Origin of the sequence: Nonomuraea rosea (assembly GCF_039539705.1) — a bacterium.
Lineage (GTDB): Bacteria > Actinomycetota > Actinomycetes > Streptosporangiales > Streptosporangiaceae > Nonomuraea > Nonomuraea rosea.
In genome coordinates, this window is the sequence record NZ_BAABDQ010000039.1 from 23,276 (window position 1) to 49,991 (window position 26,716).

Annotated in this window: 32 protein-coding genes and 2 pseudogenes; 18 read left to right on the plus strand and 16 right to left on the minus strand. The window is 68.3% G+C overall.

The features are described from left to right. Positions 1-176: 176 nt before the first annotated feature. Both ABEA43_RS52175 and ABEA43_RS52180 read right to left on the minus strand, forming a co-directional pair. Positions 177-434, minus strand: a complete 258-nt coding sequence (locus ABEA43_RS52175) for a hypothetical protein (RefSeq protein WP_345573965.1) — start codon at positions 432-434, stop codon at positions 177-179. 2 nt (positions 435-436) lie between these two features. Beyond that, positions 437-760 (minus strand): helix-turn-helix domain-containing protein, encoded by a 324-nt coding sequence (locus ABEA43_RS52180; RefSeq protein WP_345573967.1) that lies wholly within the window; start codon positions 758-760, stop codon positions 437-439. A 248-nt stretch (positions 761-1,008) separates the two neighbouring features. Here ABEA43_RS52180 and ABEA43_RS52185 point away from each other — a divergent pair, with 248 nt between their 5' ends. Further along, positions 1,009-1,770 (plus strand): DUF4158 domain-containing protein, encoded by a 762-nt coding sequence (locus tag ABEA43_RS52185; protein ID WP_345573969.1) that lies wholly within the window; start codon positions 1,009-1,011, stop codon positions 1,768-1,770. 90 nt (positions 1,771-1,860) lie between these two features. Here the strand turns inward: ABEA43_RS52185 and ABEA43_RS52190 are convergent. Together ABEA43_RS52190 and ABEA43_RS52195 are read right to left on the minus strand one after the other, a co-directional pair. After that, positions 1,861-2,061, minus strand: a pseudogene (locus ABEA43_RS52190) (helix-turn-helix domain-containing protein); the annotation flags it as partial. A 147-nt stretch (positions 2,062-2,208) separates the two neighbouring features. Continuing rightward, complete coding sequence (locus ABEA43_RS52195; protein ID WP_345573971.1) at positions 2,209-3,378, minus strand: amidohydrolase family protein; 1,170 nt, start codon at positions 3,376-3,378, stop codon at positions 2,209-2,211. A 46-nt stretch (positions 3,379-3,424) separates the two neighbouring features. Here ABEA43_RS52195 and ABEA43_RS52200 point away from each other — a divergent pair, with 46 nt between their 5' ends. Beyond that, on the plus strand, positions 3,425-4,123 hold the full coding sequence (locus ABEA43_RS52200; RefSeq protein ID WP_345573973.1) for a GntR family transcriptional regulator: 699 nt from the start codon (positions 3,425-3,427) through the stop codon (positions 4,121-4,123). Then, entirely contained in the window at positions 4,120-4,419 is a 300-nt protein-coding gene (locus ABEA43_RS52205) for a RidA family protein (protein ID WP_345573975.1), read from the plus strand. The genes ABEA43_RS52200 and ABEA43_RS52205 overlap by 4 nt, the downstream gene beginning before the upstream one ends. Here ABEA43_RS52205 and ABEA43_RS52210 read toward each other — a convergent pair. Then, positions 4,416-5,039, minus strand: coding sequence for an SRPBCC family protein (locus ABEA43_RS52210; RefSeq protein WP_345573976.1), 624 nt, complete (start codon positions 5,037-5,039; stop codon positions 4,416-4,418). The two genes, ABEA43_RS52205 and ABEA43_RS52210, sit on opposite strands and share 4 nt — an antisense overlap. A gap of 77 nt (positions 5,040-5,116) precedes the next feature. On the opposite strand from ABEA43_RS52210, the gene ABEA43_RS52215 reads away from it, so the two are divergent. The 8 genes from ABEA43_RS52215 to ABEA43_RS52250 all read left to right on the plus strand — a co-directional run bounded on the left by ABEA43_RS52215 (position 5,117) and on the right by ABEA43_RS52250 (position 13,479). Further along, positions 5,117-6,118 (plus strand): LLM class flavin-dependent oxidoreductase, encoded by a 1,002-nt coding sequence (locus ABEA43_RS52215; RefSeq protein WP_345573978.1) that lies wholly within the window; start codon positions 5,117-5,119, stop codon positions 6,116-6,118. A gap of 357 nt (positions 6,119-6,475) precedes the next feature. Further along, on the plus strand, positions 6,476-7,453 hold the full coding sequence (locus ABEA43_RS52220; protein ID WP_345573980.1) for an ABC transporter substrate-binding protein: 978 nt from the start codon (positions 6,476-6,478) through the stop codon (positions 7,451-7,453). A gap of 19 nt (positions 7,454-7,472) precedes the next feature. Further along, complete coding sequence (locus tag ABEA43_RS52225) at positions 7,473-8,261, plus strand: ABC transporter ATP-binding protein (protein ID WP_345573982.1); 789 nt, start codon at positions 7,473-7,475, stop codon at positions 8,259-8,261. Then, positions 8,261-9,103 (plus strand): ABC transporter permease, encoded by an 843-nt coding sequence (locus ABEA43_RS52230; protein WP_345573984.1) that lies wholly within the window; start codon positions 8,261-8,263, stop codon positions 9,101-9,103. The genes ABEA43_RS52225 and ABEA43_RS52230 overlap by 1 nt, the downstream gene beginning before the upstream one ends. Then, the gene (locus tag ABEA43_RS52235) at positions 9,100-9,840 is read left to right on the plus strand and encodes an ABC transporter permease (RefSeq protein ID WP_345573986.1); all 741 of its coding nucleotides are present in this window, start codon (positions 9,100-9,102) and stop codon (positions 9,838-9,840) included. The genes ABEA43_RS52230 and ABEA43_RS52235 overlap by 4 nt, the downstream gene beginning before the upstream one ends. Beyond that, complete coding sequence (locus ABEA43_RS52240) at positions 9,837-12,137, plus strand: xanthine dehydrogenase family protein molybdopterin-binding subunit (RefSeq protein WP_345573988.1); 2,301 nt, start codon at positions 9,837-9,839, stop codon at positions 12,135-12,137. Before ABEA43_RS52235 ends, ABEA43_RS52240 begins: the two co-directional genes overlap by 4 nt. Further along, on the plus strand, positions 12,134-12,997 hold the full coding sequence (locus tag ABEA43_RS52245) for an FAD binding domain-containing protein (protein ID WP_345573990.1): 864 nt from the start codon (positions 12,134-12,136) through the stop codon (positions 12,995-12,997). The genes ABEA43_RS52240 and ABEA43_RS52245 overlap by 4 nt, the downstream gene beginning before the upstream one ends. Beyond that, on the plus strand, positions 12,994-13,479 hold the full coding sequence (locus tag ABEA43_RS52250) for a (2Fe-2S)-binding protein (RefSeq protein WP_345573992.1): 486 nt from the start codon (positions 12,994-12,996) through the stop codon (positions 13,477-13,479). Before ABEA43_RS52245 ends, ABEA43_RS52250 begins: the two co-directional genes overlap by 4 nt. A 363-nt stretch (positions 13,480-13,842) precedes the next feature. Here the strand turns inward: ABEA43_RS52250 and ABEA43_RS52255 are convergent, their stop codons facing one another. Then, positions 13,843-14,106, minus strand: a complete 264-nt coding sequence (locus tag ABEA43_RS52255; protein WP_345573994.1) for a hypothetical protein — start codon at positions 14,104-14,106, stop codon at positions 13,843-13,845. Positions 14,107-14,236: 130 nt separating this feature from the next. Here ABEA43_RS52255 and ABEA43_RS52260 point away from each other — a divergent pair, with 130 nt between their 5' ends. Continuing rightward, positions 14,237-14,428 carry a hypothetical protein gene (locus tag ABEA43_RS52260; protein ID WP_345573996.1) on the plus strand — a complete coding sequence of 64 codons (192 nt, stop codon included), beginning with the start codon at positions 14,237-14,239 and terminating at the stop codon, positions 14,426-14,428. A 44-nt stretch (positions 14,429-14,472) separates the two neighbouring features. On the opposite strand, the gene ABEA43_RS52265 is transcribed toward ABEA43_RS52260, so the two are convergent. Beyond that, complete coding sequence (locus ABEA43_RS52265) at positions 14,473-14,757, minus strand: hypothetical protein (protein ID WP_345573998.1); 285 nt, start codon at positions 14,755-14,757, stop codon at positions 14,473-14,475. Between the two features lie 625 nt (positions 14,758-15,382). Beyond that, positions 15,383-15,865 carry a winged helix-turn-helix transcriptional regulator gene (locus ABEA43_RS52270; RefSeq protein WP_345574000.1) on the minus strand — a complete coding sequence of 161 codons (483 nt, stop codon included), beginning with the start codon at positions 15,863-15,865 and terminating at the stop codon, positions 15,383-15,385. A gap of 86 nt (positions 15,866-15,951) precedes the next feature. Here ABEA43_RS52270 and ABEA43_RS52275 point away from each other — a divergent pair, with 86 nt between their 5' ends. From ABEA43_RS52275 to ABEA43_RS52285, 3 genes are all read left to right on the plus strand, one after another. Further along, positions 15,952-16,518 (plus strand): hypothetical protein, encoded by a 567-nt coding sequence (locus ABEA43_RS52275; protein WP_345574002.1) that lies wholly within the window; start codon positions 15,952-15,954, stop codon positions 16,516-16,518. 53 nt (positions 16,519-16,571) lie between these two features. Beyond that, the gene (locus ABEA43_RS52280) at positions 16,572-16,778 is read left to right on the plus strand and encodes a hypothetical protein (protein WP_345574004.1); all 207 of its coding nucleotides are present in this window, start codon (positions 16,572-16,574) and stop codon (positions 16,776-16,778) included. 264 nt (positions 16,779-17,042) lie between these two features. Continuing rightward, positions 17,043-17,309: a hypothetical protein gene (locus ABEA43_RS52285; protein ID WP_345574006.1), complete on the plus strand. Its 267-nt coding sequence runs from the start codon at positions 17,043-17,045 to the stop codon at positions 17,307-17,309. 97 nt (positions 17,310-17,406) lie between these two features. Here the strand turns inward: ABEA43_RS52285 and ABEA43_RS52290 are convergent, their stop codons facing one another. The 6 genes and pseudogenes from ABEA43_RS52290 to ABEA43_RS52320 all read right to left on the minus strand — a co-directional run bounded on the left by ABEA43_RS52290 (position 17,407) and on the right by ABEA43_RS52320 (position 23,872). Continuing rightward, a complete protein-coding gene (locus ABEA43_RS52290; protein WP_345574008.1) occupies positions 17,407-18,276 on the minus strand; it encodes a recombinase family protein in 870 nt (289 codons plus the stop codon). Continuing rightward, positions 18,269-18,583, minus strand: coding sequence for a hypothetical protein (locus ABEA43_RS52295; RefSeq protein ID WP_345574011.1), 315 nt, complete (start codon positions 18,581-18,583; stop codon positions 18,269-18,271). Before ABEA43_RS52295 ends, ABEA43_RS52290 begins: the two co-directional genes overlap by 8 nt. Before the next feature lie 24 nt (positions 18,584-18,607). Further along, entirely contained in the window at positions 18,608-20,623 is a 2,016-nt protein-coding gene (locus tag ABEA43_RS52300; RefSeq protein WP_345574013.1) for a WD40 repeat domain-containing protein, read from the minus strand. A gap of 25 nt (positions 20,624-20,648) precedes the next feature. Next, positions 20,649-21,084, minus strand: a pseudogene (locus ABEA43_RS68400) (Tn3 family transposase). Further along, entirely contained in the window at positions 21,011-21,835 is an 825-nt protein-coding gene (locus tag ABEA43_RS52315; RefSeq protein WP_425570585.1) for a Tn3 family transposase, read from the minus strand. The pseudogene ABEA43_RS68400 and the gene ABEA43_RS52315 overlap by 74 nt, the downstream one beginning before the upstream one ends. A gap of 138 nt (positions 21,836-21,973) precedes the next feature. Continuing rightward, positions 21,974-23,872: a WD40 repeat domain-containing protein gene (locus ABEA43_RS52320; RefSeq protein WP_345574017.1), complete on the minus strand. Its 1,899-nt coding sequence runs from the start codon at positions 23,870-23,872 to the stop codon at positions 21,974-21,976. A gap of 521 nt (positions 23,873-24,393) precedes the next feature. On the opposite strand from ABEA43_RS52320, the gene ABEA43_RS52325 reads away from it, so the two are divergent. The 3 genes from ABEA43_RS52325 (at position 24,394) to ABEA43_RS52335 (ending at position 26,000) form a co-directional block, all read left to right on the plus strand. Next, positions 24,394-24,774 (plus strand): hypothetical protein, encoded by a 381-nt coding sequence (locus ABEA43_RS52325; RefSeq protein WP_345574019.1) that lies wholly within the window; start codon positions 24,394-24,396, stop codon positions 24,772-24,774. After that, positions 24,761-24,904, plus strand: coding sequence for a hypothetical protein (locus tag ABEA43_RS52330; RefSeq protein ID WP_345574021.1), 144 nt, complete (start codon positions 24,761-24,763; stop codon positions 24,902-24,904). Before ABEA43_RS52325 ends, ABEA43_RS52330 begins: the two co-directional genes overlap by 14 nt. 505 nt (positions 24,905-25,409) lie before the next feature. Next, positions 25,410-26,000 (plus strand): hypothetical protein, encoded by a 591-nt coding sequence (locus ABEA43_RS52335; RefSeq protein WP_345574023.1) that lies wholly within the window; start codon positions 25,410-25,412, stop codon positions 25,998-26,000. 157 nt (positions 26,001-26,157) lie between these two features. Here the strand turns inward: ABEA43_RS52335 and ABEA43_RS52340 are convergent, their stop codons facing one another. Both ABEA43_RS52340 and ABEA43_RS52345 read right to left on the minus strand, forming a co-directional pair. Next, positions 26,158-26,340, minus strand: coding sequence for a hypothetical protein (locus ABEA43_RS52340; RefSeq protein ID WP_345574025.1), 183 nt, complete (start codon positions 26,338-26,340; stop codon positions 26,158-26,160). Continuing rightward, positions 26,337-26,567: a WD40 repeat domain-containing protein gene (locus ABEA43_RS52345; protein ID WP_345574163.1), complete on the minus strand. Its 231-nt coding sequence runs from the start codon at positions 26,565-26,567 to the stop codon at positions 26,337-26,339. The genes ABEA43_RS52340 and ABEA43_RS52345 overlap by 4 nt, the downstream gene beginning before the upstream one ends. Positions 26,568-26,716: the final 149 nt, after the last annotated feature.

Consider the following 26,716-nt stretch of genomic DNA (forward strand, 5'->3'; position numbering starts at 1 on the left):
CTGCAGTCCCCTGTCCATGCGCTCTCGAAAGGAATATCTCCATGGTCGTCAGCCGTAGGGCTTTGTCGGGATGCCGGTAGGAACGCTGTCATTGGCCCCAAACGGCGCTGATCTAGGCTGGTGGGAGCCGGATGCAGGGTTCTGATCAGCCGATCAGCAGTTCTCAACGAGGTTGATCATGCTCGGGGAGCCTCAGCAGCTGTGATGCGGGCGGAGTACAACCGGTAGGCCTTGCGCGCGGCCGGGCCGGTGCCGTCGACGAGGGCGACACGTTGCTCCAGGGCGGCGCGGTGAAGGGCAAGCGGGGCCGCGAGGCGCACCGAGTGGCCCTGGCCACGGCGGATGATCTGCCCGGTGGTGAGGGCTTGGCGGACGGGGCCGTCGCGGGCGGCGCGCAGGTGGTCGGCCAGGAGGCCGGGCAGATCGAGGATCACGATCAGGTCCGGCGCAGTCGCACTGGACCGCTCGCCGGGGCCGACCGAAGCGACCTCGAATTGGTGGGGCAGAGTGCGGGCACCGGCGGCGTCTCTAGGACGCGGCGGATGGTTTTGGGGGCGACCTGGTGCTGGCGGGCCAGGGCTTTGACAGCGGCGCCCTGCCGGTAGGCCTCCACGATAGTGGCGGCCTTGTTCTGGTCGAGCGCGGCGGGGCGGCCGAGGGTCTTGCCGTCGGCCTCGGCGGCGGTGACGCCCTCGCGGGGGTTCTCGCTGATCATGTCACGCTGGAACTTCAGCACAGCGGCCAGGACGGAGACCATCATCTTGGTGCCAGGTTCGTCGCTGGCCAGGTCGATGCCGGACAGCAGCCCAGATCCGACGCGCAGGTGCAGGCCGGCCAGCCTGAAGAACCTTCGGTTCGCCTGAACTCTGGGAAATCCTGGGGTCTTGGACTATCCAGCCGAAATTGAACGATAAGCATCCCGCCGCAGGTCAGGGGGTTGCGGGTCGAAGCATCGCGGACTAGTTGATCTCGGTTTGGGCGTACCGGCTGGTAGAGCCGTCGCGGTTCATGTCGTATCAGTACCTGTCTGAGGAGCAGAGGGACCGCTATCGGCGGTTCTTGACCGATCCGTCGCCGGAGAATCTGGAGCAGTTCTTCTATCTGGACGCGGACGCGTTGGCGGAGGTGGCGAAGAAGCGCGGTCCGCACAACCGGCTCGGCTGGGGTCTGCAGTGGGGGACGGCGCGGATGCTCGGCACGTTCCTGGCCGACGCCGTTGGCGATGTCCCGCATGTGGCGGTCGACTACGTCGCCGAGCAGCTCGGGGTGGCGGACCCTTCGTGTATCAAGCACTACGCGGAGCGGCTGCCGACCCAGCATGAGCACGCGCGGGAGATCCGCGGGCTGCTGGGGTTGCGGGAGTTCGCGGAGGCGGAGGCGGAGACGGAGCTGCGGGTGTTCGTGGCGTCGCGGGCGGCGCAGACGCGGGATTCGCGGCGGGAGCTGTTCGACCGGGCGGTGGTGTGGCTGATCGAGAACCGGGTGTTGCTGCCGGGGATCACGACGCTGGCGCCGCTGGTCACGAACGTGCGGGCGGAGCAGTTGGCTGCGGTCAACGAGCATCTGGTGCAGCAGACACCGGTGGAGATGCGGCGGGAACTGCTGGAGACCATGGTCGTACCGATCGGCAAGAAGGTGTCGCCGTTGGAGTGGATGCGCACGGCAGTGGCGCTGTTGTCCGGGACGGGGATGAAGGAGGCGTTGAACCGGTCGGTGGCGGTGTGGGCGTTCAGTGCCGGCGCGTGGATGTGGGCGGGGTCGTTCCGGTGAAGCTGACGAAGCTGGCCGCCTACGGGATGTCGGCGAAGGCGCCGAAGATCGGGCAGTTGAAGGGGAACCGGCGGGTCGGGTTTTGACGGTGCCCTCGGCCAGGAAGAGGTCCTCGGCGATCTCGGTGTTGGACAGGCCGCGGGCGATGAGGCTCAGCACCTCGCGTTCGCGTTCGGTCAGGACGTCGAGGTCGGCTCTGGGGTGACCGGGGGCGGCGCTGATGCCGACGTATCGTTCGAGGGGCCGGCGGGTCACTCTGCGCGCGACGACCGCATCGCCGCGCGCGGCCACGCATCACGCCGCAGCACCTCCTCTCCTGGTTGATCTCGCCGGCCACGTCGAGCAGCGTCGTGTACGCCGGGACCTCGGCGCCGTACAAATCGGACAGACGAGCGGCGAACGCGGCTCGCAGCTGCGAAGTCTGAGGCATCGGGTTTCCTAATGAGAGTGCCACCGGACAGCCGACCGTGGCGGGGGAGTCTGCTCACTTCGGCCGGATACCAGGGCCTCGCCGTCGACGAGCACCGCCGCGATACCGGGAAGGTCGCCCATCGCGAACGACTCCAGCGCGTCGCCGGCGTCGGAGCCGGTGATCGGACCGAGCACGACCAGGTCGGCGGGCCGGCCGGGCGCCAGCACACCGGTGTCCAGCCGGTGGGCCGCGGCGGTGACGCCGGTGGCGGCGGCGACCGCGTCGGCGGGATCGACTCCGCAGACCGACGCGAGGAAGCAGATGTTGCGGAGCATGCCTCGCGGGATCACGCCGGTCCCGCCGGGCGTGTCGGTCCCCAGCGTGAGCCTGTCCAGCCCGCCTCCGGCACGGAGTTCGTCGACCACGACCTGGGTGGCGCGGTAGTTCATCGAACTGCACACCTCCAGCGCCGCGGTCGTCTCGCGGACCACCGCACGGATGTCGTCGTCGCGCATCGGGATCGGCCCGCCGGAGATGTGCCCGACGATGTCAGGGCCGACCGCCGCCACGATCTCGTGGCCGGCCACCCGGCTCGACCCGGAGCGCGAAACGCCGCCGGAGTGCATCTTGACGGTCATCCCGCGCTCGTGCGCCCAGGCGACGTACCGGATCGCTTCACCGTCGCCCAGCCGGTTCCAGTCGTAGAAGATGAACTTCAACTGGTCGACGCCCTCGGCGGCCAGCCGGTCGAAGTGCTGCTCGGTCATGCCCGGCACGAGCAGCGCAGTGCCCGCGCAGACCTTGACCCCGGACGGGCGCATCCGGCCGGTGGTGTGCTTGGACACGATCGCGATGCTGACCACCAGCTCGGGGGTGAGCTGGTCGAACGCCAGCCCGGGAATGTGCAGCTCGCCCGCCGACACCATCGACGTGGTGCCGCCATGCAGGTAGTTGTGGATCCAGCCGATCGCATCCTGGGCGGGAGTCCATTCACCGAAGGTCGGGTGCACGTGCCCATCGACGAGCCCGGGGATCACCGTGAGACCGCCCGCGTCGAGGACGCGGTTGGCCTGGTGGGAGCCGCCGATGGCGGCGATGACGCCGTCTTCGATGAGCACGGAGGTCTCCCGCGTCACCGGGGCACCGGGCTGTCCGGTGGCCAGCGTGCCGATGTTGTCGATCACAAGAGAGGTCATGCGTGACTCCGTAAGATCAGAAAAATGTTTCGTATAAACTATTAATGTGAGCGACGAGGGTGGAAGCGGCGCGGTTCGTTCCAGCGCGGCGGTGTACGTCCGGCCGACCACTGCGCACCAGGCGGTTCTGGTCGAACTGCGTAAGATGGTGATCAACGGGGAGCTGGCGCCCGGCATCGCGATCCGGCAGGACGAGATCGCGGAGCGGTTCAATGTGAGCCGAGTGCCGGTGCGCGAGGCGCTGAAGATGCTTGAGGGCGAAGGGCACGTCTCCTATCTGCCGCACCACGGGTTCCGTGTCACGCAGCTGTCCATCGCCGAGCTCATCGAGATCTACGACATGCGCGAGTGGCTTGAGACGGGGCTGGTCCGCGCCAGCATCCCGAGGCTGGGCCGTGCTGAGCTCGCCACGATGCAGGACGCGATGGCCAAGATCGCCAAGGCCGCCGCCGACTCTGACCTGACCACGGTGAACGAGCAGAACCGGCGGTTTCACTTCCAGTTGTTCGAGCCGAGCGGGCTGCATCGCGCGGTGCGCACTGTGAGCCAGCTCTGGGACAGCACCGACCCTTACCGGCAGCTCTACTTCGGCGATCGGTTCAACGCCGAGACGGTCAACGACGATCATCAGGCGATCCTCGAAGCCGCGTTCGCCCATGACATCAGCCAGACCGTGAGCCTGCTGAATTTGCACCGTGGCGATTCGGTGGCGCACCTGCGCAGCCTGCTGGGAGACGGCAAGTGACCGTCAGCCCGCGGAGTCAGGAGGTGTTGGCCGAGCTCGGCCTGGAGTTGCACGCGGGGCTCGGCGTGCGCGGTGCCTACGCTGCGACCCGCCGGGTCGGCACCACGTTGTGGGTGTCGGGCGTGACCGGCCGAAGTCCCGCCGGTCCGGGTATCGCCGGCATCGTGGGGGAGAGCGTGACGGTCGAACAGGCCCGGGACGGCGCCCGGCAGGCGGCGAGGACCGCGCTCGGCGTCGCCTCGCTGCCCGGCGGTGCGGCTGTGGAGCTGGATCTGGCCGCCCATGTGACGGCCTAGCTCCGAGCCGCGCGCAGGGCCTGCTGGTCCAACGCGCGCCGGCAGGCGAACCCGAGCAGGAAGGCGCCCAGCGCGGCACTGGCCAAGGGTGCCAGCACAGCCCCCCGATTGATCGCCGGCCGGTCGTGCCCGGCGCTGACCTGTCGCGGCACCGCCGGCGGGGCGCCGGTCATCACGGCGGCGAACTGCTGCTCCAGCCGGCCGGCGAACTGCCGTACGATCCGGCCGCTGATCTTCTCGATCATGCCCGCGCCGTACTGGGCGACCTTGCCGGTGAGATCGACGTCGGTGCGGACGTCGACGGTGGTGCGTTCTTCGGCAGCGGCCGCCAGTGTCACCGTGACCACGGCTGTCAGCGCGCCTTGGCCCCGATGTTCTCTCGCTGATGCCCGTATCGCCAGCGTGTGCGTGCCGGGGTCGACGCCGGCGACCTCGGCCGCGCCGGCGAAGCGCAGGTTCACCGGTCCGACCCGGACGCTGACGTGACCCCGGTAGACGTCGCCTTCATGGCCGTCGAGCTCGGCGCCAGGGATGCAGGACACCAACCGCTCGATGTCGGTCATCAGCGGCCAGGCCGCGGCCAGGGGCGCCGGGATGTCGAACGTGTTGACCAGCTGCACCCGGTACTCCCTCCGCGAGCCTCGCCTCCGCGAGACGCCTCTGCTAGCTTTTTATAAAGAATACACTTGGAGGCAGCGTGGGCAACATCAGCAAGGGCGTGGGTCTTTTCCCGACCGAGCCGGTTGGCGTGATCCGTGAGTATGTGCAGCTCGCAGAGGGTCTCGGCTACGACAACGTGTGGTTCGGCGACTCACAGAACATCTGGCGGGAGTCCGGTATCGCGATGGGTGCCGCAGCGGTGGGCACCGAGCGGATCGTATTCGGTACGGGCGTGACGAACGCGGTGACCAGGCACCGATCGCTGCTGGCATCCCAATGGGCGACCCTGGCGGAATTCACCGGCGGCCGGGTCGCGCTGGGCATCGGCACCGGCGACTCGTCGTTGCGCACCATGGGCCTCAAGCCCCTCAAGCTGGCCGAGCTTGAGCACGCGATCGACGAGCTGCGCACCCTTTTCCGAGGTGAGAGCGTCAAGGAAGCCTCCAGCGGCGCGGACTTCCACCTGAACTACCTGACCGAGCCGACCCCGATTCCGATCTACATCGCCGCGTCCGCGCCGAAGATCCTGGAGATGTCCGGGCGGGTGGCCGACGGCGTGATCGTGCTGGTGGGCACCGCCTCGCAATTCATCGAAGGCGCGCTGAAGCAGATCGAAAAGGGTGCGAAGGCAAGCAACCGCACTCTGGCCGACCTGCGGATAGTCCTGTGGACTCCGACCGCGATCCAAGACGACCCAAAGGAAGCGCGCGACCTGGTGCGGGCGCACGTGTCGCGAGTGGTGATCCGGCCGCTGCCCGCGGAGATCGACCCTGAGCTGCAGGGCGCGGTCGACCGGATCCGCCAGAACTACGACTACTACCACCACATGGACACGGAGGCCGACCACGCCGACCTGGTCCCGGACGCCCTGGTCGACCTGTTCGCGCTGGCCGGCACACCCGACGAGTGCCGCGAGCGGGTGAAGCAGATCCAGGCCATGGGGGTGGACCAGATCTCGATCGTTCCGTTCGTCCGGCCAGGCCAGAGCAAGACCGCGACGATCACCCGGTTCGCCGAGATCTGTGCGTCACTGGGATGAAACCCCAGGACAGTGGCATGTTCCCAGCGCCGGGCAGCTCGGCCGCCGGCGCCCCGCCGGAGCTGCGCTCAGCCCGGTCGACGCCGGCGGCTCCGGTCCGGACACCGCCCCTGGCGCCTCCGCAGCCCTTGATGGCCGACCGCCCTGCCGGCGCTCCCCGTTCCGCTGAGGCGGCGGGCTGGGAGCGGGTGCTCGCCAGCCCTGGCTTTCTGGTGGGGGTCGCCTGCGCCGCCGCCGCACTTGGCGTGGCGCTCGCAGGCAGAAGAAGTCCCGTTACATGCTCGTTACATGCTGTATGTCGCATTCGGAAGTAGGAACGTCTACTTTATTAAATCTACCAGCGCCTAGGAGGTCCTTATGCGCCACCGCCGACTCGTTTCTTCAACGGCCGGACTGGTCGCTGCCGCGCTTCTGCTCGTCGGCTGCGGGAGCAGCGACTCCGGAACGAGCGGCACCACCACCAAGCTGAGCATCTCCGCGACCGGCACCGACAGCCTGCCGTTCATGGCGATCCTCCAGGTGGGCATCGACAAGGGCTGGTTCAAGGAAGCCGGCCTGGACGTCGACCTCTACAACGGCGGTGGCGGCGGCAACACGCTGCGCGTGGTGACCACGGGCGACGCGGACATGGCCATCGCGGGCAACACCTCGGTGCTGCTGGCCGCCCGGCAGGCCGGGTCGAACCTGAAGATCGTCGCGCCGTGGTTCCAGGTCAACGACTTCTACTGGATCGCGCCGTCGGGCCGCTCGGTCACCGGCGCGAAACTCGGGTTCTCCTCGGCCGGTTCGTCCACCGAGTTGCTGGTCAAGGGCTTGGAGAAGAAGCTCGGCACGACGTCACAGGCTGTGGGCACCATGGGCGACAACTGGACGGCGGCCAAGGCCGGCGAGGTCACCGCGGGCTGGGCGATGCACCCGTTCGTCACCGACAAGCAGGCCAAGGAAGGCGCCCAGGTCCTGGTCGCCGCCCGCGATCAGCTGGGTGACACGCCCGCCGACCTGGTGGCGGTGAACACCGACTACGCGGCGGACAACCCGGGCAACATCAAGGCCTTCTTCACGGTGGCCGAACGCCTCAACAAGTGGGTCGTGGACAACACCGACGAGGCCGCCAAGACGCTGGCCCCGCTGATGAAGGTGTCGCCGGAGGTCATGGCGCAGTCTCTGAAGGACACGCCGGAGCTGGCCAAGGCCTATTCGCTGAAAGTCGACGCCCAGGCGCTGGACAACCTGTCCAAGCTGATGGTCGCCGCCGGTCAGCTCACCGAACCGGTCGACTGGGCCAAGACGATGGACCAGCAATACCTGCCGGAGAACGTCCGCGCCACCCTCTGACGAGAAGACAAGGGTTTCCATGGAAGGCATCCACCTCAACGACGTGCACGTCCAGTTCGACCATCCCAGTGGGATCACCATCGCGGTCGACGGCGTCACCCAGCGGGTGCCGCCCCGCAGCTTCGTGTCCATCGTCGGTCCCAGCGGCTGCGGGAAGTCCACACTGCTCGCGGTGATCGCCGGCCTGCAGCCGGCCACCTCCGGCAGCGTGGACATCAACGGACGGCGCGTTACCGGGCCGGACCGTGACATAGGTGTGGTGTTCCAGGAGGATTCCACGCTGCCGTGGCGAAATGTCAGCGAGAACGTCGAGTTCGCCATGCAGATGGCGGGCGTGTCCAAGGGTGAGCGTGCGGCCAAGGCGGCCGCGGCCATCGAACTCGTGGGACTGAAAGGGTTCGAGAGCTCCTACCCGGCGACGTTGTCCGGTGGCATGCGCCAGCGGGTGGCTCTCGCCCGCACTCTCGCGCTGCAACCCGGGGTGGTGCTGATGGACGAGCCGTTCGCCGCGCTGGACCAGCAGACCCGGATCTTCCTGGGTGCCGAGGTGCGCCGGATCTGGGAGCAGACACATCAGACGGTCCTGTTCGTCACCCACGACATCTCCGAGGCGATCCTGCTCAGCCAGCAGATCTGGGTGATGTCCTATCGGCCGGGCCATGTCATCGACGTCATCGACATCGACCTGCCGGACGAGCGCGACGCCTCGATCGTGTCCTCCACGCGGTTCAACGAACTGCACAACCGGGTCTGGACCTCGCTGCAGAAGGAATCCATGCGCGGGTTCCAAGACGTGGAGACGGCGTGATGGCGGTGGGGGTCGAGCCAAGTCAGCAGGCGCCCCCCAAGCGCCTGCCCCCACCGTGGGGTGCCCGATGGCGTGCCTTCCAGCGTGTTCCCCAAGGTGTTCGCAGTGCGGCGGCGAGTGCGGTGCTGCTCGCCCTGCTGTTCGTCGCTGTCCAGATCGGTGTGGCGAGCGGCGCGCTGAGGCAGACGGGCCTGCCGTTGCCCACCGAAGTGGTCGACGGCACCTTGGGGTTGCTGGGCACCGGCGGGTTCTGGAGCGACTTCGGCCGGACCTGCCTGGAGATCGGGGCGTCCATTGTGGCCGGTTGCGCACTCGGCCTCGGCGCGGGCATCGTGTTCTGGAAACTTCCGCTGCTGGGCCGGGTGTTCGAGCCGTATCTGGTGTCGTTCTACGCCGTGCCGCTGGTGTTGTTCTACCCGATGATGATCGTTCTGGTGGGCATCAACGCCGGGTCGATCATCATCCTGTCGTCGATCATGGCGGCCATTCCGCTGGCGCTCAACACCCGCACCGGTCTGCAGGGCATCCGGCCGGTACACCTCAAACTGGCCAGGACGCTGCAGTGCAACGCCAGGCAGACGCTGTTCAGCATCGCCATCCCGGCGGCGGCGCCGATGATCGTGGCGGGCCTGCGACTGGCTGTCGTATACGCCTTGATCGGGTCGATCGCGATGGAGTTCACCACCGCGCAGAGCGGCCTGGGCTACCGCATCCGCTACCTGTACGAGACCTTCGACAACACGACCATGTTCGCCAACATCTTCGTCGTGCTGATCCTTTCGGTCCTGCTGACCGTCCTGATGACGCTGGCCGAGCGAGTGCTGCTGAGGGGGCGTCGATGACCACGCTGACCAAGCTTCGTCAGTCACAGTTCGTCGGCGCAGTGGTTCTGGCCTTGCTGGCGTCGGTGATCTGGCAGATCTCGTCGGGCCTCAGCTTCGTCATCCCGTCGCCCGCGGCCACGGCGGAGGCGTTCGTGCAGAACTTCGCCGACCCGAGGTACCTGAGTGACATGGGGGAGACGGCGCAGGCGGTGGCGCAGGCGTTCGTCATCGGAACCTTGCTCGGTGGTGCGATCGGGGTGCTGCTCGGGTTGTCGGCCGCAGCCCGCACCTGGCTGGAGCCACTGCTGATCGCCTTCAACGGCGTGCCGAAGATCGTGCTGTACCCGGTGCTGCTGCCCATTTTCAGCCTGAGCGGCTCCAAGATCGTGATGGGCGTGCTCTTCGCGCTGTTCCCGGTGCTGATCAACGTCGCGGTGGGCGTGCGCAGCATCCCGCCGGTGTACTGGAAGCTCGGCCGGACCGTGCAGGCCGGCAAATGGCAACTGTTCGTGCACATCCTGCTGCCGGCGATCCGGCTTCCGCTGCTGACCGGCGTCCGGCTCGCGATCAGCTTGGCGGTGGTGGGCGTGGTACTCGCGGAGTTCTTCGCCACCCGCTTCGGGCTGGGCCGTGTGGTGCTGCAGGCATACAGCCACGGTGAATACGCGCAGATGGTCAGCACGATCTTGCTGCTGCTCCTGGTCGCCTTCACGGTGTCCGTGCTGCTGTGGCGGCTGGAACGGCGCGTCCGATGACCCTCATCGGCACGTCCGTGCTGCGCAGGGAGGACGAACGTCTCCTTGCCGGCAAGGGGTCGTTTCTGGCCGACCAGGCGCAGGGCGCGTATCACGTGGTCTTCGTCCGTTCGGACATCGCCCACGGCGACCTCCGGCACATCGACGTCTCCACCGCGCAGGAGGCGCCGGGTGTCGTCGGTGTGTTCACCGCCGACCAGCTCGGCCTCCGCGACAACCACATCGCGCTGTTGCACGAGCCCGATCCGGAGTTCGTGGCCGCCACCGCTTTCACCATGGCCGATCAACGGCTGGCGCTCATGGCCGAGCGGCGTGTGCACTATGCCGGTCAGATTGTGGCGGCCGTCGTCGCCTCCGACCGGTATCTCGCCGAGGACGCGGCCGAGCTGGTGAACGTCGGTTACACGGCATTGCCGGTCGTCGTCGAGATGGAAGACGCGCTCGACGCCGGCGCGCCCGTGCTGCACGACCATCTCTCCAGCAACGAAGCGGCTTCGCTGTCCTTCGCCTTCGGCGACCCGGATTCGGCTCGCGCCCAGGCCGCGGTGACCGTGGCCGAGACGTACCGGATCGGCCGGCATGGCGCCGTGCCGCTGGAATGCCGCGGGGTGCTCACCCGGATCGACCATCGCACGGGCGAGGTGGACGTGTGGTCCTCCACCCAGGTCCCACACATGGTCCGGCGCGGGATCTGCGCCGCCACCGGATGGACGACCGACGGGGTACGGGTGCACGTCCCCGACGTCGGCGGCGGCTTCGGCACCAAGGCCAACGTGTACCCGGAGGAAATTCTGGTGCCGCTGCTGGCGCGGCTGACCGGCCGGGACGTGGTGTGGGTCGAGGACCGCCAGGAACACCTGACCGCCGCCGCCCAAGGCCGGGACCAGGTCCACCGCTGCGTCTTGTCAGTGGACGCCGACGGCCGGATCCTCTCGCTGGAGGACGACTTTCTGGTCAACATCGGCGCGGGCAGCCTGTGGGTCGCCGGGATCATCGCGAACACCGCGATCCACATCCTCGGGCCGTACCGCGTGCCCGCCGCGCGGGTCGGCGGGAAAGGAATCTTCACCAACAAGGCGGTCGTCGCGCAGTACCGCGGCGCCGGCCGGCCCGAAGCGTCGTTCGTACTGGAACGCAGCCTGGACGCCGCGGCGCGCCGGCTGGGGCTCACGAACGTCGAGATCCGGCGGCGGAACCTGTTGACCGCGCAGGACATGCCGTATCCGCGGCCGTTGCCGTACCGGGACGGGGTGCCGATCGTCTACGACGGCGGCGACTACCGGGCTTGCCTGGACGCCGCCCTGGACCTGTTGCCGCCCGACGTGGTGGCGCAGGAACAAGCCGCGCATCCGGAGCTGCGCATCGGCCACGGCGTCGGCTGCTACTTGGAGGCGACTGGGCGCGGCCCTTACGAGGCCGCGCAGATCACCGTCACGCCGCAAGGCCGGATCGAGGTGATGACGGGCGCGGCATCGGCCGGGCAAGGCCACGAGACAAGCTTCGCGCAGGTCGCCGCGGAAAGCCTTGGTCTGCCCATGGAAGCGGTCCGGCTGTTGCCCACCGACACCGGATCACTCGCGCACGGAATCGGGACCTTCGCCAGCCGATCCGCCGTGCTGGCGGGCAATGCGATCGCTCAGACTGCCGCACTGCTCGTGGACGCCGGCCGGCGTCGGTACGCGCGAGCGACCGGCGCGGACCTGGCCGACGTCGGCTACCGCGAAGGGGTCTTCCAAGCGCCTGGCCGTGATCCGGCCGGCTGGCGTGAACTTGCGCGGCTCGGCGCACCAGGAGAAGCGCTGGAAGGCGAGCCACCGCTGTACGCCGCGAGCATGTACCGCTGCCGAACGGTGACGTGGACCATGGGCGCCCACGCCACTGTCGTCGGTGTGCATCCGGGGACGGGGATCGTGCGGGTGCTGCGCTATGCGGTGGCCCACGAAGGGGGAGTCGAGATCAACCCGCTCGTCGTGGAAGGCCAAGTGCTCGGCGGTGTGGCACAGGGGATCGGAGGGACGTTGTTCGAGGAGTTCCGCTATGGGGCCGATGGCGGCCCGCGGTCGACGACGTTCGCCGAATACGGCCTGCCGGGCGCAAGCGAGGTTCCGGAGGTGCAGATCCGGCATCTCGGCGTACCCACCGACAATCCGCTCGGGGTGCGCGGCGCGGGGGAAAGCGGGACCATCGCGGTCGCCGCGGCTGTGGCCGCCGCGATCGACGCGGCGACCGGCTGCACGCACGTCACCGCGACCCCCATCGCCCCTCGGACGATCAAGAGCGCCCTTGATGCCGCATGAAGCCCGCAGCGGTCGACTATGTCCGCGCGGAGTCCGTCGCGCAGGTTCTGGACCTGCTCGCGGACGCCGAGGACGCCCGGGTGATCGCCGGCGGGCAGAGCCTGATCACGATGATGAACCTGCGCCTGGCCAGGCCACGCCTGCTGGTGGACATCACGGGCCTGGCCGAGCTCGCGCGCACGTTCGACGACGGCGACTCGATGATCCTCGGCGCGCTCGTCCGGCAGCGCTCGCTGGAGACGGATCCGTTGCTCACGCATCGCCTCCCGCTCGCCGCCGACGCCGTACGGCACACCGGGCACGTGGCCATCCGCAACAGAGGGACGCTCGGCGGAACCCTCGCCCACGCTGACCCGTCGGGAGAGCTGCCGCTCGTCGCACTTGTCTGCGACGCGACCCTTTACCTGGAATCCCGTGACCGCGGCCGCCGCGAGGTGCGTGCCGGGGACTTCTTCCTGTCCTACTACACGGCCGATCTCGCCGCCGACGAGCTGCTCACCTGGGTACGCATACCGGTCCAACCCCCCGGTCATGGCTGGGGATTCACCGAACACGCCCAGCGGCACGGTGAGTACGGCATCGCCGGGGCCGGCGCGCTGGTCACGACCGACGAGCAGGGCAGGGTCACCAGTGTCCGTGCAGGTCTGCTGCACGCCGCGGACCGCCCCTTGCTGGTCAGTGCGGAAGCGGATGTCGTCGGCGAGTCACCCTCGCCCGAGGCGTGGTCCCGGATCGCTCGCTCCTGGGTGCGCGCGGCAGAACCGGTCGAGGACACCGACTACGTGCGCGCCGTCGCCGCGGACGCGCTCAGCACCAGCCTCATACTGGCCCACGACCGTGCTCGGGAGGAACGACAATGACCGACCATGTCATCCGCGTAGCCGTCAACGACAAGCAGATCGAGGCGACCGTGCCCGCCCGCCTGACGCTGGCGGACTTCCTACGCGATCTACTCGGCCTGACCGGCACCCACCTCGGTTGCGAACATGGCGTGTGCGGGGCCTGCACGGTCCTGGTGGACGAGCGAAGCGTGCGCGCCTGCATAACCCTGGCCGTACAAGTCGACGGCTGTTCGATCACGACGGTCGAAGGCCTGACCGGCCCACTCGCCGACCGGTTGCGTGCCGCGTTCAGCCGCCGCCATGGCCTGCAATGCGGCTTCTGCACGCCGGGTTTCCTCATCACGGCAACGGAGATGATCCAGAACGATTCCCGCCCGAAGCCGTTGACCGCCGACTACGTCCGGGAAACCCTGTCGGGCAACACATGCCGATGCACCGGATACCAAGGCATCGTCCAGGCGATGCTGGACGCCGAGGCGCCCGATCACATCACAGGTTGAATCGCCTGAAGGACTCTGCTGGTTAACTCGTTTCAGGCGGTCAGAGCGGGTTCGAGTCGGGCCAGGTGGCTGGTGCGTTTCCGGTCCAGGGGTTGGCCTGCGGCTCTTGGGCGCTTTCATTTGAGAAGACGCTCAAAATAGCTTTGAGCGGCAGCCTTGAAACGTTGGCCATGCGACACCAGCTCGGACTCGATCAGCAGAGCGAGCGACTCGGTCAGTAGTCGACGGCGCGGCGGCGGTGCACGAGCTTGAGGCCCGTCTCGACCATCGACCAGCCTAGGCGCGCCTCCCAGGCACGGACGGCCGAGCCGAGGCGGGTCGCAGGATGCAGGGCCGGTCGATGGTGGCCGTCCAGCGAACGCGTCAGGCGGTGCGGAATGGGAAGCCGTTCATGTGCACGGCGACGTTCTCGCGTCCTTCCACGTCCCCCGCCTCGCGAGCCGCGCTGGAGCGCTCGCGCCACCGCTCGACCAGCTCGTTAAGCTCCCCCTTCAGGCCGCGCAGCTCGTCGGCCGTCAGCGACAGCAGGTATTCGGCGCTGAAGGCCGAATTGCGCCAGCTCTCGTCCCAGGCCGATTTAGAGTCGAGGTAGGTCTCGTACAGCTCGCTGTACTGACGGGCATACACGCGCGAGACCGCGGTGTGGACGGCGTCGCGCTCGGGGGGCGTCGCGCCAGTCCTCGTCCTTGGTGGTGATGACGGTGGCCGCCGGGCGCCACCAGCGCTCCCTGGCGTCGCCGCTGGCCGCCGGGCCCGGATGGAAGGTCTGCTTGTCGTCGGGCCGGACGGCAGATCGACGTTCAACCGGCTCAAGAAGCCCGCCCAGCGGGCCACCTGGTCGCGGCTGCGGGATCAGGTGAGATGGCTGGATCAGGTGGACGCGCTCGGCGACACCGACGCCTGGCTGGACGGCATCGCGCCGTCGAAGATCGCCGACTTCGCGGGGTGAGGCCGACACCCAGGACGCCAACACCTTTTCGCGCTACGACCCCGTCAAGCAGGTGGCGTTACTGGCTCGCTGCGATACCGCACCGCGGCGCCCGGTTTGCGTGATCGCGACGGCATCGGCTCCTCCACGAGCCAGCGCATCATCGCCATCAGCTGCGGAAGGCTCGGGCCGGCCCAGTCCAGCCCATGACCTCGGCAGTACGACAAGTACAAGGCGATCCGGCCCGCGTAGGTCTTCTCGGTGTTGAACGCTCGGCCCGCCCCGCGCAGCCCTGCCAGGTACGCGCACGCCTCGACATGCAACTCGAGGTCCTCATCATCGATAACCACCCACGACACCGACTCATCGGCGGCTACCGCTCGTTCAGCCCGGTAGTGCTGCTCGGGCGTACCTGACCTGCCCAACATGCCGTACGGACCCCCAGATACTGTGCGCCAAGTAGCCGCCCACGCTACTTGAAGTACTTGCTTCACTACTGGGAGTCACCCAAGATAAACGACAACGGCGTGGGGAGCCAGGCGGATGATGTCGCCGTAGTCCGCCTGGTTGGTACGCAGCCAGGACATGCGGTCGCACTCGTAGGCGAGGAGTTGGCCGACCAGCCACTGTCCGCGAGGGCCTGGGATTTTTAAGAACAAAAGGGCCACACGGGAAAGATCGCTCGTCATTGACTTCCGAGTCGGCGCTACCCCGGCTGGCGCCTGCCAAGCTGCAGCGTGTGACGATTCGCATGCTTATCGCCGATGATCAGGAGCTGGTGCGGGCCGGCTTCAAGATGACCCTCGACGCCCAGCCCGGCATAGAGGTGTCGCAGCGCAGTCCTCTCGCGACGTGACCGACCTCAACGACCTGCGATCCATCCGGCGGAAACCGGTAGTTGCCGGCCTGACCAGCGAATACCACCGCGCCGCTTGACCGCGTAACTCGATATTCGAGCGGGACAAGCAGAGTCCTTCAGGGTGCGATGCTCCGGGCGCCGGGGCCGGGTGTCGCCTGGGTGACGTTCGGGGTCAGGGCGTGATGGTCGTGCTCGCAGGCCAGAATGGCGCTGACCGCACCGCCGCAGTCGCGGTGCCGGACCTGGACGGGCGGACCGTCCGGACCGGTCGTCCAGCGATCGCCCCACTGCATGAGAGCGATGAGCGCGGGCAGCAACTCGAGACCCTTTTCGGTCAGTTGATATTCGTAGCGGCCGCGTTGCCCGGGTTCCTGATAGGCGACGCGTTCGAGCACCCCATGGTCCACGAGCTTGGCCAACCGCTCGCTGAGCAGATTTCGGGCGCATCCGAGGGCTTGATGGAAGTCGCCGAACCGGCGGAGCCCGAAGAACGCCTCACGCAGCACGAGCAAGGACCACCGTTCGCCCACGATCTCGAGCGCGCCTTTGATGGAACAGTTCTCGGCGCTGTAGCGAAGCCGGGTCTCGACGGAATCCATGCCCCCAGGATAGCTGGGTTGACAAGCAGTACTCAGGCGTGGAAGCTGAGTATCGCTATTAAACTCAGCCCTGCGGAGGTCGAACGATGCCCCAGCTCGATGCCTATATCCCGGCCGGTGCCCTGACCCCCGACGCCGAACACGGCCTGATCGCCCGACTCACCGATCTGCTCATCCGCCACGAGGGCGCCGACCCCGCCAACGAGATGGTCCGCTCCATCGCCTGGGTGTTCGTACACCGCCCCGAATCCGTCTACGTCGGAGGGCTGCCCTCGGCGGCGCCACGCTACCGATTCATCGCCTCCGTCCCCGAAGGGCAGTTCAACGCCGATCGTCGCCAGGCGATCGTCGCCGACATCACCGAGGCTGTGCTCGACGCCGAGCAGGGGGCCCATCCGCGTGACCCGATGCGCGTCTGGGTGTTCACTCCCGAGGTGCCCGACGGCACCTGGGGCGGCGCGGGTAGCATCGTGACCTTGGCCGACATCGTCGGCCTGGCTCTCGGCGACATGCAGCAGGGCCGCGAATACGCCGAGCGCGTCTTCGCCGAACGGCGCGGTGAGCTGGTCACCGCCACCACCCGATCGGATGAGGAGGCTTCCGCCCGCGTCACCACCGAAGCCGGCCCCGTCCAGCGCCGCCAGCCAAGCTGAAACCTCCACACCATCCTGGCGACCAGCGCTCTCACGAAGGCGGCCAATCGGCGTTGTCGCAGGTCAGGCAGTTCCCCCAGGACTACGGCCAGGCCGTCAACGGCACCCCCAGGCGCAGCGTACGGATTCAGCTCGGCGGCCTCCTCGCGAGCTATGTCATGGCATCGAGATTGGTCAGGACGTCCCGCGATTCGGCCTGGGCCCAGCTGAAGATGCCGATCGACATGGTGCTGCGCTCCTGGGCGGCGCGGAGCGCGTAGACCTCGGCGCGGGCGGTGTGGACGGCCCTGTCCTCCGGAGCGGCGTCGCCGGCGAGCTGGGTGAGGTGGCAGGCCAGCCCGTGCTCGCCGGCGCGGGCCAGCTCGGGGGCCAGACCAAGTACGAGAGAAAGGGGCAGCGTCCCCTCCCACTCGGAGAAGTTCCTGATCAGAGTGGGTACGGCGGCGGGGTGCCAGGACCTCGGTGACCTTGGCGATGGCTTCGGCGCCGGGTTTGACGTAGCGCATGGCGGTGCGGGGGTTCTTGTGCCGGGTCTTGCCCATGATGAGCTGCAGCGGGACTTCGGCGTCGCCGAGGTGGGTGGCGGCGCTGTGACGCAGCTGGTGCAGGTCGAGCCCGGCGTACTTGTCCAGCAGGACACGGGCGCGGTCGTAGCCGAGGCGGGCGCGGCCGGTGTGCGGGCAGATGTCGGCGGCCGCGGGGCGGCGGGCCGGGACCGGGCGGCGTTCGGACAGGAACAGCGGGCCGTGCGTGCGAGGGCTGCCGTCCGGGAGCCGGAGCAGGCGGGGTAGCAAATGGGCGGTGCCGCTGTCCCAGTACACCCACTCGACGGCGCCGCCCTTGGAGTTGACGGGGCGCGGCGGTGCTCCAGGTCGAGGTCCTCGACGTTCAGCGCGAGGATCTCGGCGGCTCTGGCCGCCGTTTCGGGGCATGACGAGCATCCGAACGAAAAGTCCCGTTAGCAGAGCAGCGTTGAGCGGCTTGCCGTGACTTTCCGTTCAGATGCGTCTCGCCGAAGGGTTCTCGCAGGTCATGACGGATGCAGCCGGGTGGCCTGAACGGGTGTGACACGGGCGGCGAACACGCGGTGCGCCTTGCGCTCGGTCGGGCTGGCATCGGCGAGGGCAGCGCTCTGCTCCAGCGCGGCGCGGTGGAGTGCGAGCGGGGCCGTGATGCGGATTGAGTAGCCGTGGCCGCGGCGGATGGTCTTGGGGGTGACCTGGTGACGTCGGGCCAGGGCCTTGACTGCGGCACCCTGGCGGTACTCCTCGACAATGGTGGCTGCCTTGTCCTGGTCGAGGGCGGCGGGGCGGCCGAGGGCTTGCCGGCGGTCTTGGCGACTGCGACGCCCTCGCGGGTGTTCTCGCTGATCATGTCGCGCTGGAACTCCAGCACGGCGGCCAGGACGGAGACCATCATTTTGGTGCCGGGGTCGTCGCTGGCCAGGTCGATGCCGGACAACAGCCCGGATTCGACGCGCAGGTGGAGGCCGCGGCGGATGAGCACCGGGCGCAGAGCGAGGATGTCGGCGACGGAGCGGAACAGGCGGGCGGCGTCGGCGATGCGGATGGTGTCGCCGACGGCGGCCTCGTGCAGCAGTGTGGTGAAGCCCGCGCGGTCCAGGGAGAGTTGCCGGCTGGAGGTGGCGGGGTCTTCGTAGACCGGGGCGCCTGCGTCCAGCAGGGCGGTGAGGGCGTGCCGCTGGCGGGCGTCGATCTGCTTGTCAGTGGAGTGCCGCAGATAGACCAGGTCAGCCACGCCTGGCATCCGCGGAGTGGTTGCTGGTGAAGGGGATCTCCGTGCCGTTCCAGTCGGTCTGCTTGACCAGGGCCATCGTGCCCCCTTCCCGAAGGTCGGCCTTGTGGTAGCCGGCGGGTGTCCGCGACCACTTTAAGGGGGCGGAAAAGGGGAGGCGGAAGTCAGTATCGGATTCCATTGGATCGACCAGCCGTTTCCGCAGGTGGCGGACGGCGGTTTGATTGGATCCGCCCATGGGGGCGCAATCGACCGATTCCACCCCACCCGTCAGTCGATCGGCACCACGGGGCGTCACATCATGTGACATCAAACTGCATTCTCTGCGCGGCTCCTACTCGACCCCGAACCCGGCGAGGCCGCTTCGGAAGCCGACAACGATGTGCCCGGCCTCGTCCACAGCAACGGCTGTCACAGCGTCGGGAAGGTGAAGGCGGGGACCGATCTGCCGGCGGGTGGTGAGGTCCCACACCTCGACCATAGGACCGCTGGCGGCGACGGCAACGGGGTGGCCGTGCACGGATGCCGCCGTGAGTACCTGCACGTTGACGGCAGGCAGTTCGCCGAGGTGGCGGCCGGTAGTCACCTCCCACAGCCTCACCGGCACGTCCTCTTCCCAGTTCCAGTTCTCGCTCGTGGTGAGGGCAACCGGCTGACCGCCGACCACGGTGGTGGCGAGCTGCTGCACGGGTGGGCCGTGGCGCCCAGGGGAAGGGGTGCTGGTCTGCCGGTTGGTGGCCAGTTCCCGGACGCGGATGGCGCCGTGGAAGGAACCGGCTACGGAGACGGGTGTGCCGTCGATCACCGCGGTGTCGACGGCGCGGACCCAGCGGCGGTGGCTGATGCCGGGCGCACCGATCTGCTCGCCGGTGGCGACGTTCCACACCCGCACGGTCTTGTCGGCGCCAGCGGTCACAACCAGGGGCTGCCCGGCCGCCGAAGCGGTGGCGACTGAGCAGACGGGGGCGGTGTGGCCGGTCAGCGAAGCGCCGAGTTGCTTACCGGCGGCCAGGTCCCAGATCCGGACGGTGTGGTCGTCGCTGCCGGTGACGGCAACGGTGCGGTCGTCGACGACGGTGGTGGCGAGCGCCCGTACCGGTCCGTTGTGCCCCATGAGCGGCTGCCTTACCGGCTGGCCCGAGGTCAGATCCCACAGGCGGACGCTGTGGTCGTCGCTGCCGGTGACCACCACGGGCTGTTCGTCGATCACGGCGGTGGTCATCGCTCGCACCGTCCGGCGGTGGCCGACGGCGGACTCCGCGCCCTCCAGCCCGAACTGCAGGTCCCATATCCGCAGTGTGCCGTCGCTGCTGCCCGTGACGGCGACCGGCCGGCCGTCGAGCATGGTCAGGTCGATCGACCACACGAAGTCGGTGTGCCCGGTGAAGACATGAAGCTGCTTTCCGGTGGGGAAGTCCCAGAGCCGGACGGTGCGGTCGACGCCTGCGGTGAGCGCCACCGGCCGGCCGTCGAGCGTGGTGAAAGCGACACCGGACACTCCCCGCTCGTGGCCTGTCCACGGTTCTCCGATCGGCAGGCGGGTGGCCAGGTCCCACACCCGCACCGTGCCGTCGTAGTGGCCTCCGGTGACGGCCACCGGGCGACCCTGCAGCGTGGTCGTGGCCAGTGTGGACACGGTGTCCTTGTGAGCGGTGAACGGTTCACCCAGCTGTTCACCGGTGGCCAGATCCGAAACCCGGATCGCCCCGAGTGAGCCGCTCGACACCACCACCGTCCTGCCGTCGAGCTCGGCCGTGGCCACATCCGTCGCCATGTACGCGTGACCGGTGAACGGTTCAGCGAGTTGTTCGCCGGTGGCCAGGTCCCACACTCGCACCGCCCCGTCGAAGCCGCCGGTGACCGCCGCCGGCCGACCGTGGCGCGTGGTCGTCGTGACCCCCCGTACGATCGCCGCGTGCGCCGTGAACGGGCTGCCGATCTGCCGGCCGGTGGTGAGGTCCCACACCCGTGCCGACTTGTCGTTGCTGGCGGAGACTGCGACGGGCCGACCGTCGAGCGTTGCCGTGGCAAGTCCGTACACGGCGCCCGTATGCCCGGTGAGCGGGCTGCCGATCTGCTTCTGGGTGGCGAGGTCCCACAGCCGTAACGAGCCGTCTTCAGAGGCGGAGACGACAAGGGGCCGACCGTCGACGACTGCGGCAGCAACCGCGAATACCGAAATTCCGTCAGCATAGGGCGGTTGCTGTCCAAGGGGCGGCATGGACGCTAACTCCCCGGTCGACCGCCAAACCCATCGCAGGCCCCACCCCTTCGCGTCGCCGAACGGCGCTGACACCACGGACGTCTCACGCGCTGACATGGCGCACACAGTACAGCCGGGGAACGACACCGGCAGGAGACGGGACGCCGCAGGCTTACAGGATGTCCTCCTCCCAGTCCGGCTCATCGGGGTTGCGGAGCTGCCGGACGCCGGCGGGACCAAGGTCGGGTTGGGCGAAGGAGTAAGTGCCGATCACGTTGATGTGCCGGCGGACGAAGGGGGACAGCCGCGCAACGTCTTCCTCGGCCAGCGGATAGCCCTCGGCTTTGAGCTGATCGAGGGCCCGGTCCATGTAGAAGGTGTTCCACAGCGTGACACAGTTGAGCACCAGGCCGAGCGCGCCGAGCTGGTCTTCCATGCCCTTGTTGTAGCTGGTAGATCTCGCCCTTCCTTCCGTGGAAGATCTTCCCCGCCAGTGCATGACGGGATTCTTGCAGGTTGCGCACGCCCTTGATGTCACGCCGGTAGGGCTCCTCCACGGCATGGGTGAGGATGTGGAGGGTCTTGAAGATCCGCCCGTAGTGGGCGATCGCCTCCCCGAGCGGGGGTCGGGTTGCCGTCCCGCTGGATCATGCGCATCACGTCGTAGGCGCGGATCTCACCGGTGTAGATCGACACCACGACGCGCAGGATGTCACTCCAATGGCGCTTGATCCGTTCCAGATCGATCTTCCCACGCGCGAACCGGGACAGGCTGCCGTAGCCGGCGTCCTGGATGCGCCAGCCCTTCTGATCGGGGATATCGGCCAGCGCGGGCCGGTACTGCATGCCCAGCAGGTGGACCAGGCCGAACACGACGTCACTGTAAGATCCGGTGTCGGTCACCAGAACCTCAGGGCGCAGTCCGCCGTCCCGCCGGAACGCCACATCGATCATGTGGAGCGAGTCGCGCACGGTTCCGTTGACGACCTTCGAGCCGAGGTCTACCCCACGGTCGTTGATCATGTTGAGCCACGTGATACCGCGCGAGCGGCCGAAGAATTTTTTGCTCGGGCGAGTGTAGATCGAGGGCACTGGGACCACGAACCGCATCCCGTCGATCGCGGCGACCAGCCCGCCGCCGAGCGCTTGGGCGAAACCGATCTTGCCCTGCTCATCAATGAGCGGGCCGTTGGCCAGGGTGTAGGTCTCCGCCGACAGGTAGTTCTGCACCACGTGCGACAACCGTCCGCGTTCCAACGCCGGCGTGCCCGCCTTCACCACCGGCGCGTACCCGATGTTCAGCGCTTGGGCCGTCAGGCAGGCCGCGACCGAGACGTGGAAGTCGGCGAGCTTGCTCACCCCGCCGGCCACCGAGGTGAACGCGGCCTCGAACTCCTGAACGCGCGTCGTATGAAGTTTTCGCTTGAGAGGCGCCTCGCACTGCGGGGCGTCTTCTTTTTGCCTCGGGCGACTCCTGGGCCTTGGAGTGGTTTCCCCTTACGCGCTGTTTGGGCCGGTGGTGAGGACGGTGGTGTGTTGGTCGGTGCAGATGATCAGGTGTCCGGCGGGAGTGAGGGTCAGGGCGGTGATCGGGTTGGGGAAGGACAGGGTGGGGCCGATCTGCTGGTGGGTGGTGAGGTTCCAGACGCTGGCGGTGTGGCCGGTGGCGATGAGGGCGACGGGGTGGCCGTGGACGCGTGCGGCGGCCAGGGCTTGGGCGCCTTGGGTGGGTAGTTCGGTGGTGGGCAGGCCGGTGGTGAGATCCCAGACTTTGACGGCTTCGCGGGGGTGGTTGCTGCTGGTGATGGCTATGGGCCGGTTGTCGGTGCCGGTGGTGATGGCGATCTTGCGGATGGGTTTGCCGTGGCGGCCGGTGGGGTGGGGGGCGATGTCGCGGTTGGTGGTTAGGTCGCGGATGCTCAGGCTGCCCTGCCGGGTGCCGGCGACCGCAATGGGTCGGCCATCGATGGCGGTGGTGGTGACTAAGGCGTGAACCCAGCGGCGGTGGCTGGCGGGGGGCGGCGGGAGCGGGTCACCGGTGGCCAGGTCCCAGCGGTGGATGGTCTTGTCCGCGCCGGCGCTCACCGCGATCGGCCGGCCGTCCACGACGGCGGTGTCCAGCGCGTGGATCTCACCAATGCCACCTGCTTGGGCGGACTGAGCGGCCTGAGCAGACTGGCCGGTCAGGGCGATCCGCCCTGCGGTGGCGAGATCCCAGATGCGCAGGGTGCCGTCGACGCCGCCGCTGACAACGGTCAGCCGCCCGTCCACCACAGCGGCCGCGACATGCCGGACCTCCCCGGCGTGGCCGCTGAGCCGGAGGCCGGCTGGCTCTCCCGTGTCCAGGTCCCACACCCGCACCGTGGCGTCGGCGCTGCCGGTGATCACGACCGACCGGCCGTCCAGCACCCCGGTGGTCACGGCACCGATCACCCCCGCATGCCCGCCGCCCGCGGGCTCACCCCCGCCATCCGCACCATCGGCCAGATCCCACACCCGCGCCGTGCCATCGCTGCCGCCAGTGACCGCGACGGGCCGGCCCTCCAGCACAGCGGCCGCCAACGCTAGCATCGAGCCGCCGGCGTGGCCGGTCAGCGGGTCGCCCACCGGCTTGCCGGTGGCCAGATCCAACACCCGCACCGTGGCGCCGCCGCCGTCGGTGACCGCAACAGGCCGGCCGTTCAGCACGGTGGTCGCCACCGCTAAGGTCACCACCGTCCTTACCCCTCTGGTGTGGCCGGTCAGCGAGGTCTCGATCGGCTTGCCGGTGGCCAGGTCCCACCCCCGGACCCTGCAATTGCCGTCGCAGATGACCGCGACAGGCTGGCCCTCCAGCACGGTGGTCGCCACCGTCCTTACCCCGCTAGTGTGGCCGGTCAGCGGGTCGCCGATCGGCTTACCGGTGGCCAGGTCCCACACCCGCACCGTGGTGTCGGCGCTGCCGGTGATCGCGACGGGCCGGCCGTTCAGCACGGTGGTCGCCACCGCTCCCACCCAGCCGGTGTGGCCAGTCAGCGGGTCGCCGATCGGCTTACCGGTGGCCAGGTCCCACACCCGCACCGTGGTGTCGGCGCTGCCGGTGATCGCGACGGGCCGGCCCTCCAGCACAGTGGCTGCCACCGCTCCCACCCAGTCGGTGTGGCCAGTCAGCGGGTCGCCGAGCTGCTTACCGGTGGCCAGGTCCCATACCCGAACCATGTGATCGTAGCTGCCGATGACCGCGACGGGCCGGCTGTTCAACACGGTGGTCGCCACCGCTGACACCCCGCCGGTGTGGCCGGTCAGCGGGTCACCTACCGGCTTGCCGGTGGCCAGATCCCACACCCGCACCGTGGTCTCGGCGCCGGTGACCGCGACGGGCCGGTCGTCCAGCACGGCGGTCGCCACCTTTGCCACCCCACGGGTGTACTCAGGCGGGATGGGTGCTCCCATCACCGGGCTGCACGCCAACTGCCGGCCGCCCCACCGCGTCCACCGCACCTCCCACCCGGGGGAATCGACGAACGGGACCGCGACATCGGGTAAGCCGTGAAAAGACATGCCGCACAGCGTAACCACGAACACCGACAACATCACCGAGGTCCTACAGTCCGGCACCGCACATTTATCACTGCTACATAACGCCCCGATACGTTACAGAATGTTACTTTGCACGGACCCGAGTGGAGACACACACAAGACTCGCGCCGCACGCGTGCACTGCGCAGCCGGGAGGCGTGAGATGCGCCCTACGTCGTGCGCATCGAGCGGTCGGCAAGCCCGGCCGCGAGACTCGTACCATGTACGTGATAACAATCCATTATCACGTACATGAGCGATCGTGGCGAAGCGGCGACCAGGCGCACCTCTCGCCGGGACGGTGCGCGACTCCAGCACGTTATCCGGTACGTCGTGGCGGACATCGCACGGCCGCCGACATGAGCGCCGCACCGAATGTCGCCGCGCTGCGCGGCGGGCACATCACGCTCGCCGCGGCCGCCGACGCCTTCCTCGCCATCCCGCGCACGGCCAACCCCAACACCCACCGCGCCTATGCCTCCGCGATCGACCGCACGATCGCGCTGCTCGGCCGCGACCGGCCGCTCGCCGAAGTCGCCAACGCCGAGATCGGCGCCGCGCTCGCCGAGCTGTGGGGAGCGAGCGCGCCGGCGATGTGGAATCGTAACCGCGCCGCCATCACCTCCTGGCTGTCCTGGTGCCGCACCAAGAAGCGCCGAGGCGTGGCGGCAGCAACATCGGATGACGGCCAGCCATCAGGTAGGTGTCGTCCCCCTTCTCCACGAGTTGATCGGCGGTGAGGTGCCGGATCCGCTGGGCTTGGAGGGCGAACAGAAGAATGAGTGCGCCGGCTGCCCGGGCCTGGATGGGGAGCGCCTCGTCGGTCAGGCAGCGCTGCAGCAGTTGCCAGCGTTCGTCGTCATCGAGTAGGTCGGCGGGTTCCTGCCGCGGGATGAGCGGGACTGTGAGTTGGCGGCTGAGGCCGCGAGCCGAGGTCCAGTTCAGGAAGTAGCGGATGCGGTTGCGGCGCTGGGTGCCTTCCTCGTCGAGCCATTGGTCGAGGTCGTCCTGGCGAAGTTCTCCGAGAGTGGTTCCCTGGGCGTCGATCCAGGTCAGAAGGTCCAAGGCGACCAAGATTCGGCGGCGTAGGTCGCGGCCGACGGTGGTGGGGTAGGCGCGTTTGCTTGCGTGGTTCCGGGCGCGGCGCGGCAAGTTGACCGAACTCAGCCCGGTGCCGGCGTACGGATAGGTAGGTAAGGCATGTGGACCGGCCTTGAAGGCATGTTGCATCGGAGGCGTGCCCGGGTGTTCGACCGAGCTCGCGATGCCGGTTAGGCCGCTATCAGGGGCTGGGGTTGGTTGCGCCTGCTCATGATCCCCACCGAGGGCCTCCGTGTCCTGCTCCCGGAGGCTCTCGGCGTGTTCTCATATGCAGGTGATAGATCATTACCGGGACGTCCTGCGCCGCGTCGCCTGGCTGGACGCCCTCTGCTGGATCGTCGTGCAGCCCCTCGGCGAGCATCTCGGTCTCGACGACGTCTTATGGCGCGTGAACGGCGGTCGCGACCCCGAACAGCGCGTCATGGCCTACCCGCCCGAGGAGGCGCTGGAGGCGGACGAGCCCGTGCTCTTCGCCTTCGAAGGCGACGGCGCTTGGGGCCTGCTGGAGTTCACCTACGGTTACGGGCTCTCCGACCAGGTTCTCGCCACGGTCAGTGAGGGCGCCCGGGTGTGGATGGCGTCGTGGCACTTCAAGGGCGGCCACACGGTCGTCTATGCGGCCGACGGGCGGATCAGGGCGCGGATGTGGGAGTTCGTCTTCGGCGACCATCGGGAGGAGGATGGCGACCCGTCCGCCCTGACCGATCTGCGCACCCTGCTCGACGGCCTGGCCCGGGACGACTTCGACGGCAAGCTCGCCGCCGTGTTCGCCTTCACCGAGCAGACCACCGGGGTAGGCTTCGACGCCGATCAACTGCTCGCGGAGAACGCGCCTGTCATCGTTCTCGACGTGCCGCGCCCCTGACTCCCCGCTGCAACGCTCTGGGGCAGGGGGCTTGTTGTGATGCGCGATCAGGTAGGTGATGCAGTTCGCAGCGATGTGCGTGACTGGGTCAGCTGATGGTCCGGTTGAGGGCCTCGGGGGCACTCACATGGATGAGCGGCTCCGGGCGCATGCCCAGTCAGCAGATCTTTCGGTACGCCGGGCCTTCCGGCACGTACCGCTCCCATTCCTCCTGAGTAAAGGAACGCCCCACCTGAGCACACAGAAATGACAAGGGTTTGACGAGATAGCTCACGTCCCACAACCACACCATCCCGCCGCCGCCGCTGGCCAGCGTCTTACCGTCCGCCAGGAAGGTCACAGAGGAGATTGCGTCCCGGTCGCCGGTGAGCTGGACGATTTCCCGGGGCCCGCCACGTCCCACAACCGCACCGTCCCGTCGTCGCCGCCGCCGCTGGCCAGGATTTGGCCGTCCGGCGTGAACGCCACCGAGGAGACCCCGCCTTGGTGGCCGGTGAGCTGGGCGATTTCCCTGCGGCGGGTCACGTCCCACAACCGCACCGTCCCATCGACGCCGCCGCTGGCCAGCGGGACAGCCTGGAACTCTCTGGATGAGGCAACGCCTCCTGACCCTGCGCAAGCTCGTCGCCGACGCCTGTGCCACTCTCGGCGGCGTCGGCACCTTGAGCACTGCGAGGATCAGCCAACGTGGCACACGTGAAAGAAAAGATCATCAC